The organism is Ligilactobacillus acidipiscis DSM 15836 (assembly GCF_001435755.1).
Taxonomy (GTDB): domain Bacteria; phylum Bacillota; class Bacilli; order Lactobacillales; family Lactobacillaceae; genus Ligilactobacillus; species Ligilactobacillus acidipiscis.
This window is the reverse complement of sequence record NZ_AZFI01000005.1, coordinates 25,837-33,732: the sequence shown is the minus strand read 5'-3', so window position 1 is coordinate 33,732 and position 7,896 is coordinate 25,837. Positions and strand designations below refer to the sequence as shown.

The 7,896-nt window shown below is 38.5% G+C and carries 7 protein-coding genes and 2 pseudogenes; 5 read left to right on the top strand and 4 right to left on the bottom strand.

Going from position 1 to position 7,896, the window contains the following annotated elements; all coding sequences use genetic code 11:
- Positions 1–461: 461 nt before the first annotated feature.
- On the top strand, positions 462–941 hold the full coding sequence (gene rlmH / locus FC65_RS01095; protein WP_056971234.1) for a 23S rRNA (pseudouridine(1915)-N(3))-methyltransferase RlmH: 480 nt from the start codon (positions 462–464) through the stop codon (positions 939–941).
- 69 nt (positions 942–1,010) lie between these two features.
- A complete protein-coding gene (locus FC65_RS01090) occupies positions 1,011–1,358 on the top strand; it encodes a DUF1516 family protein (RefSeq protein WP_010495219.1) in 348 nt (115 codons plus the stop codon).
- A gap of 1,482 nt (positions 1,359–2,840) precedes the next feature.
- Here the strand turns inward: FC65_RS01090 and FC65_RS01080 are convergent.
- Positions 2,841–3,197: pseudogene (locus tag FC65_RS01080) on the bottom strand (transposase); the annotation flags it as partial.
- A 213-nt stretch (positions 3,198–3,410) separates the two neighbouring features.
- Here FC65_RS01080 and cas9 point away from each other — a divergent pair.
- From cas9 to FC65_RS01065, 3 genes and pseudogenes are all read left to right on the top strand, one after another.
- Positions 3,411–3,898: pseudogene (cas9, locus tag FC65_RS01075) on the top strand (type II CRISPR RNA-guided endonuclease Cas9); the annotation flags it as partial.
- Positions 3,899–4,036: 138 nt separating this feature from the next.
- The gene (locus FC65_RS01070) at positions 4,037–5,050 is read left to right on the top strand and encodes a Gfo/Idh/MocA family oxidoreductase (RefSeq protein WP_056971230.1); all 1,014 of its coding nucleotides are present in this window, start codon (positions 4,037–4,039) and stop codon (positions 5,048–5,050) included.
- A 94-nt stretch (positions 5,051–5,144) separates the two neighbouring features.
- Positions 5,145–6,008, top strand: coding sequence for a GRP family sugar transporter (locus FC65_RS01065; protein WP_056971229.1), 864 nt, complete (start codon positions 5,145–5,147; stop codon positions 6,006–6,008).
- Positions 6,009–6,108: 100 nt separating this feature from the next.
- Here the strand turns inward: FC65_RS01065 and FC65_RS11745 are convergent, their stop codons facing one another.
- Genes FC65_RS11745 through FC65_RS12260 form a run of 3 tightly spaced genes read right to left on the bottom strand, consistent with a single transcriptional unit; the run spans position 6,109 to position 7,849 of the window.
- On the bottom strand, positions 6,109–6,267 hold the full coding sequence (locus tag FC65_RS11745; RefSeq protein WP_085898811.1) for a FeoB-associated Cys-rich membrane protein: 159 nt from the start codon (positions 6,265–6,267) through the stop codon (positions 6,109–6,111).
- Between the two features lie 38 nt (positions 6,268–6,305).
- Positions 6,306–7,520 carry a ferrous iron transport protein B gene (feoB, locus tag FC65_RS12265; RefSeq protein ID WP_235803048.1) on the bottom strand — a complete coding sequence of 405 codons (1,215 nt, stop codon included), beginning with the start codon at positions 7,518–7,520 and terminating at the stop codon, positions 6,306–6,308.
- Positions 7,439–7,849: a hypothetical protein gene (locus FC65_RS12260; protein WP_235803050.1), complete on the bottom strand. Its 411-nt coding sequence runs from the start codon at positions 7,847–7,849 to the stop codon at positions 7,439–7,441. Before FC65_RS12260 ends, feoB begins: the two co-directional genes overlap by 82 nt.
- Between the last annotated feature and the right edge of the window lie 47 nt (positions 7,850–7,896).

The following is a 7,896-nucleotide window of genomic DNA, read 5'->3' as shown; positions in this document are numbered from 1 at the left end:
TTCCACCCACAAATACTTTACGCTAACTTTGTTTTCAAGAAAGATATTAGGACCAATTTAAATGTATTCGCTATAATATCCTAAGTTATCAACAATTTTGTTAATAGACCTGTTAATAACTTTTGAAATTAAAGTTAAAAAATGTAAGAATTAAGAAGAGCTTTACGTAAATAAGTGAAAAAAGTCTGTGCACAGGTTATCCACAGCCCTGGGGACAGCTGTTGATAAGTCAACATCTTTAAATTTTTATAAAGCGTTTTAAGCCCTATTCTAAAATGTTTTACCAGAAAATTTATAAAAATTATAATCTGTTATCTACTGTTAATAACTGTGGATAAGTAGGAAAAATTGAAAACAATAAATATAGTGACGAAAATAAGTTCGCACCAAGATGGTGTGATTAACCTCGTGGATACTGTGGATAACTTTGTGGATAAATTGTTATTAGGATGTGATTTAGTGTGAATATCAAGATAATAGGTGTGGGTAAGTTAAAGGAAAAATATTTGAAACAAGGCATTGCGGAATATGCTAAACGATTGAGCAAGTTCTGTAAATTCCAAGTTGTTGAGGTTCCTGATGAAAAAGCACCTGAAAAGTTAAGCGAAGCAGAAATGGAAGGCGTGAAAGAACGTGAGGGAGAGCGGATCCTGGCTAAAATCAAGGAGCGTGAATATGTTTTTGCTTTAGCGATCGAAGGAAAAGAGCGGATATCAGAACAATTCGCACAGGAAATTGATTCGTTAGCGACATACGGGCACAGTGACATTACATTCGTTATCGGTGGTTCTTTAGGTTTAAGTCCAGAAGTGTTGAAACGTTCAAATGCTCAGATCTCATTTGGCAGGTTCACTTTGCCTCATCAACTGATGCGCTTGGTCTTGTCAGAGCAAATTTATCGTGCTTATATGATCAATTCTGGCAGTCCGTACCATAAGTAACAGACCTGTATTTGCGCTGGCATTGTATAATATATGGTGAACTAAATTTTTAAAGGAGGATAGGCAGGGATGTCTTGGTTACATTTGATTTTTGGAATTATTTTATTAGTATCAATGATCATTGGATTGGTCAGTCCAGCTCAAAAAACAAAAATTTGGGCGATGGTCACACGGGTTTGTTACTTAGTTTTGATCGTTAGTGGAATTTTCATGACAAAATATGCTTGGAGTGAGAAACCAGTTCTAACGGTTGTTAAGATAATAGTGGCCATACTAGTGATCGGGTTGATCGAAATGGCATTTGGAAAGAAAACCAAGGGTCAATTTTCTATCGGCATTATGTGGATGGTTATTGTGATGGTTTTGGTCGTAGGTGGTCTAGGACTATGGTTAAGTGGAGGCTACCCAGTAATATAATAAAGTAAAAGTGAGCTAACAAGATTTGTGAAAATCGAGTTAGCTCACTTTGTTTTTACCAAATAGTTTTTTTACCGTTTGACAAAGTTTTTGGTTTTGGCGGCAATTTCTTTAATACCCAAAAAGCACGACAAGCAAAGAAAATGGAGATTATGCCGATTACGTAGAACCATGGGTTATTGGCGAAAGTGAAGTAAGGACTAACAGATGCCCACATATTGGTTGGCGACTGTCCCAAAGTAAGATCATGATCGCTAAGCTCCAGGAAACTTCGATCCGAGTGCCGCTTTTTTTTTTCAATAAAGTTTCGGCAGGATACCAATTAAAATATTAATGAAAATATACTATTTGAACATGGTGGGGTCATTCATGAATATCCGGAAGAGGTTTACCGTTCCAATTATTACCACGACCCAGCTGAATATACGCTGCCAGGCGCCTTTAGTCGTAATGTCGCCCCAGATTTCTTGGCGTTTAAGTAGACACATTTGATCAAGTTATAGACTTCAAATAATATCCAAACAACTTCGGCTCATGAAGCAAATGTGAAGGCTCGTAGTCCGCCAACTGCATATGAAGCAGTGGCTAAAACAAAAATCTCCATTGAATCGATTGCAAGGTTGATCCAGCAACAAGCAACACCTTGATAAAATTAGAGTTTGCGCTGGATCGAAGGTCGTGACAAAATCTTGCAGAGAATAACCTGTGCCATGATAAGTCGCAAAGATTCCGTTAACAAAATTCCAAATAGAACATTCCTCCTTTAAAAACAGAGCTCAGTGAAACGGCTAAGAATCAGGCATAGTGGGTTTAGCAGCATATCACGCTTTTCAGTGAGGGACTGTCTAAGTTGACTATGGGGAAATTCTTGTTTCAGGGGACTTAAATACAAACGAGGGTTTTTGCAAGTCAAATACTTGACCTGTGCATTAGTATAATACTGATAGCAAAAAAGTGAGCATTAACTTAAAGGAAGGTGGAAAATGGATCAACGGGTTATTAAAACTAAAGCGTCACTGACCAAAGCTTTGTTTAAATTGTTTGAAATAAAACGATCGAAAAAATTACAGTTACAGTTACAGAATTATGTCGGACTGCTCATATCGACTGGCGCACTTTTTATGTTCATCATTCAATGTGAGTGATATTTTTGAAGATTATCAAGACCAAATTTTTTTGAAGTATACCAGGTTTCATCCAATGCTAAGTACGGTGCAGAATGGTGATTTAGCAACTTTACAAGTTGCTATAGTTGATATCTGGATAAATCATCATTTGATTATTTTTGACGACATAATAAAGTTTTGGAGAAGTGTATACTTAAGGAGTATTTTAAGGAAACAGCAACAAAGTGTAAAACAAAACAGAAATTTGCGGGATAGTGAAGATATAGATTATTATTAAGAATTTAGTTGTGCCTTGAGACGTATAGCAATTGTCTGGGCGCAATGGAGGGGCAGTGAGCTATCGAACTTTGACGGGGGAGAAGAAGCCGGACGCTGAAATATAGTTGATAAAGCGTGACAGTATCGGTTGTGGAGCGACAGCTTAAGATAAGCTCAAGTTGAAATTATGTGACAAGGCATTAGCCGACTGATCTTGGTGGTACTCCGTCAGTAATTGAAACAGCAACTGCTTGAATAAATCGTTCAAGGGAAACGTACGATACTTGTGCCCATCCTTGAAGCACAAGTTATCCCTTAACAGCTGGTCAAAGTGGACCTGGTGTAGGAACACAGCAATCAACAAAGCTCTGGCATCATTCGCCAATTCACCGCTGTCATTAGAAATTTTGATCTGTTTATTGAATAAAAATCGTTCATGATGTAGAGTCAATATAGGGAACACTCCTGTTCTTTGTGGTTTTGGTTGACTTAACAATAGCATAGGATGTGCTCTTTTTGTACACCCAACAGGTGAAAGAAAAAAAGAGCAGCAGTAGCACACTGATAACCAAGAAAAGCGCTTAAAGAAAAATTGTGAATAATTCAGGTTTAATATAGAAAGGATACAAATTATTAAAAATTACTTTTACTTAAAAAGGGGGATTATATATTGAAAAATGAAAATTACAACATAGGGTTGGACATTGGTACTTCATCAATTGGCTTTGCCGTAACAGATGAGTTTAATAAGTTGGCTAGGGTCAAGGGGAAAAATTATATTGGTGTGAGATTATTTGAGGAAGGAGAGACAGCGGCTGAGAGACGCCAGTTTAGAACTACCCGAAGAAGACTGGGACGCCGTAAATGGCGCTTAGGTCTGTTAGAGGAAATATTTGCTCCATACATAGCTAAGGCAGATCCATACTTTTTAGCCAGACTAAAGAGTTCTAATATCTCACCAAAAGATACCAATAAAAAATTTATTGGATCAATATTGTTTCCTAATGAAACAGATACAGCCTTTTATGCTAAATATCCGACAATTTATCATTTGAGAAAAGCACTAATGACGGAAGATAAAAAATTTGATATTCGAGAAATATACTTGGCTATTCATCATATTGTCAAATATCGTGGTAATTTTTTAGTTAGTACNACCTCAAGGTAAAATTATGAATAATCCAGGCTTATAATTGTAGTTAGCATAGAGTGATATCAGTACGTAAACAATGTTTTTTGTTAATTTACATGAATTAAGTATCACCATGCATCTTTTTGTGGGAGGTTTTTAGAATGGAAAGAAACCAAATTAGGGTCGGTATTATTGGTTGCGGCGCAATTGGTAAAGAGCACATGAATCGTCTGACAAACATTGTGCCCCAAACTAAGGTTGTAGGTGTTTATGATTATTTTAAAGATGTTGCCGATGAAATGGCAGAAAAATATGATGCTCAAAGTTTTGCGAGTGGGGAAGAATTGATCCAAAGTGATGATATTGATGCAGTTTTAGTTACTTCAACTGATGATACACATTCAGGTTATGTCATGGACTGTTTGAAAAAAGATAAATATGTTTTTTGTGAAAAACCTCTGGCATTAACGGCTGACGAATGTGCGAAAATGGTAGAAAAGGAAGTAGCTTTGGGCCATCGGTTGATTCAAGTTGGATTTAATCGTCGTTTCGATAACGGATATCGTGGAATCAAGCAAGCGATAGAAAACGGTGAGATTGGCGAACCGTTGATGATTCATAGCGCGCATCGCAATATTTCTCAGGCGCTTGGCTTTAAAACAGACTATGCAATCACCCGTGTAGCGATTCATGAAATTGATATTACTCGGTGGCTTTTAGCGGAAGAATACGATGAAGTCCAAGTTTTGAAGGTTAAACAAAGCAAGCGGACTAACGGAGACTGGCTCAACCCGCAATTAGTGATGTTCAAGACACGTTCTGGGCAAATAATCGATGTGGAAGTTCAAACAGATGGTGCCTATGCCTACGATGTTCAATGCCAGGTAGTCGGTGAAGACGGGACTTTGAATTTACCTGATCCAGCATCCGTAGTTAAACGGACTAAACAAAGTAAGCATTATCAGCTAGGCAATGATTGGGCAACTCGTTTTATTGATTCTTACGATACGGAATTCACTGAATGGGCAAATTCTATCTCGGATGGAAAACTGGTTGGTCCTAGCGCTTGGGATGGATATGCAGCTTGTGTCACGTCTGATGCTTTGATCAAGTCTAGGGTTACAGGAGTGCCAGAAAAAGTGGAACTGATTACTAAGCCATATCTATATAAATAAAAATTAGTTAATAGTGGATGAGATAGAGTTTATTTTGTCCATTTTAATTGTTATTATTTGTGAAAACATTAACTAAATGACTGGAGAGATTAATATGGGGATTTTAATTGGATTGATACCTGCTTTGGGTTGGGGGTTACAATCAATCGTTATGCAAAAGATTGGTGGCAAGTACACTAATAAAACGCTAGGTATGACGTTTACGACAGTTTTATTTGGAGTTGTTGCTTTTTTGTTCTATCGACCAGAATTGACTGCTAATCTACTATGGGGAGCCATTTTGAGTGGACTATGCTGGAGTGTCGGCCAAATTTTGCAGGTTAAATCGTTTGATCTGATCGGTGTTTCTAAAGCAATGCCGATCAGTACTGGAGAACAATTGGTTGTTACGACACTACTGGGAGCTATTTTATTGAAGGAGTGGACTCATGGTTGGCAATATTGGCTAGGGGTACCAGCACTAGCTATTATTATCCTAGGGGTAACTTTGACCACGATTCAAGATCATCAAAGCAGTGAAGATCAGGGTTCAAACGTTAAGCTGGGGATGCTTGTTTTGGCGATTTCCACTCTAGGCATGGCAGGATACGCAGTCTTTCCACAAGTATTTCATCTCAATGGTTGGGATGTTTTACTACCGCAGTCAATTGCAATGATGGTTGGAGTAATGATTCTATCTTCTTTCCAAAAGGGAAATGAAATGTTTGGCAAGAAAACGTGGCAGAACATGTTGACTGGGATTTGTTTCGGTATTGCTAATATTGGACTATTATTTAGTAACCAGATGAATGGTGTTGCCGTAGGATTTACTTTATCACAATTAAATGTTGTCGTAGCAACACTTGGTGGAATTTGGGTATTGCACGAGTTGAGATCACATCGTGAAATGAAATACACGTTATGGGGCTTAGCCTTAGTTGTGATTGGAGCAATCATGATTGGAATTACAAAGCAATAATCTGTTTTCTGATAGAATAATGAGCCTCAAGGTAAATTTAAGCCTAAAAAATGATTCAGTTTGATGAAAGTTTTATCAGACTGAATCATTTTTGAGTTTGTTATCTTTTTTTGTTCATTTTGGCAGCATCTGCTAAAGGACAACCAATGTCATCACAAGAATGACAATCAGCAGCGCCATGATTCTTGATGAATTTTTTGTAAACTACATATGCAAAAAAACCAAAAATCAAAATGCCTAAAATTATCGTTGCTATCATTTTAGCGCCTTCTTTCAGTGAGGTTTTGCAAAGTTTACTTAAATCAACGCTTCATTTTTTTCCACAGGTTTATCTTTCTTGATCATTAAACCATATATGACAATAGATAAGCCAATGATTGCGTATAAAATATTGAGCCCTGTAAAACTGCCTGTCAAAATCAGCCAACATTGATAAATTGAAAGGGCAGTTATATATGCCAGACTTGTCTGGTAGAACACTGCCCGAAAGGTCCACATTTTATCGCCGTATTCTTTATACATCGTACCGATAGCTGCAAAACAGGGGGCACACAATAAGTTGAAAACCAAAAAGGCATAACCGGCCATCGGGCTAAAAGTACTATTGAGAACTTGGGCAAATGATTGTGCTGAGTTGCTGCCGAATGCTAAGCGCAACGTTCCTACGCAATTCTCCTTGGCAATCAAACCGGCAATGACAGCTACGGTAGCACGCCAATCTCCAAAGCCAAGTGGGGCAAAGACAGGTGCAAGCACGCTGCCGATAGTCTTTAACATGCTGTGATTTTGATCGACCATATGCATTTGCCAGTTAAAAGAAGATAGAAACCAGATCAACACACAGGAAGCAAAGATGATCGTACCGGCTTTTTGGACAAAGCTCTTACTCCTGCTCCAGACGTAATGTAAGATATTGCCGGGACGCGGCAAATGATATGCAGGCAATTCCATGACAAATGGTTGCGGCGGACCAGAGAACATCCGAGTTTTCTTCAAAAAAATTCCGGAACCAACTACTGCCAGCATGCCAAGAAAGTAAGCTGAAGGAGCAACCCAACTTTGACCAGGAAAAAATGTTCCGGAAATCATTGCGATCACGGTTAATTTAGCTGAGCAGGGCATGAAAGTAGTCAACATGATCGTCATTTTGCGATCTTTTTCAGATTCGATCGTTCGTGTGGCCATGATTCCAGGGACACCGCAACCTGTTGAGATCAGCATCGGGATAAAAGATTTGCCCGAAAGATTGAAACGGTGAAAGATCCGATCCATCACGAAAGCAATTCGAGCCATATAGCCGCAATCTTCCAAAATGCCTAAGCATAAAAACAACATCATGATCTGCGGTACAAAGCCAAGTACAGAACCAACGCCTCCGATGATCCCATCAATGATCAGTCCTGTCATCCATGCGGCTACGTGCCAACTGCTCAAGAGACCACCAACAATATCTGGGAGCCATTTACCGAATAAAACATCATTGACCCAATCGGTAGATAATATACCAGCCACATGACTAACACAAAAATCGGTAATGCCAGCCACTTATTAGTAACTATCCGATCGATCTGATCACTAACGCTTATTTGAAAATCGTTGCGATCAATTACGCACATTGCCATGATCTGAGCAACGTAGTCATAGCGTGCATTGACAATGATACTATCGCTTGAATCCCCAAAGATCTCTTCAGCAGTTTTGATAATATCTTCGATTTCTCGCTGTTGTTGGATACTCAGTTTGATTTCTTGTTGGATCTCTTCGTCGCGTTCAAAAAACTTGATAGAATACCAGCGCAATTTCGAAGGTGTGACATAGCTTTGAATCTGCTGGCTGATCATTGTTAGAGCAGACTCTAGGCGATCATCATATTCGGGATAAGGATATT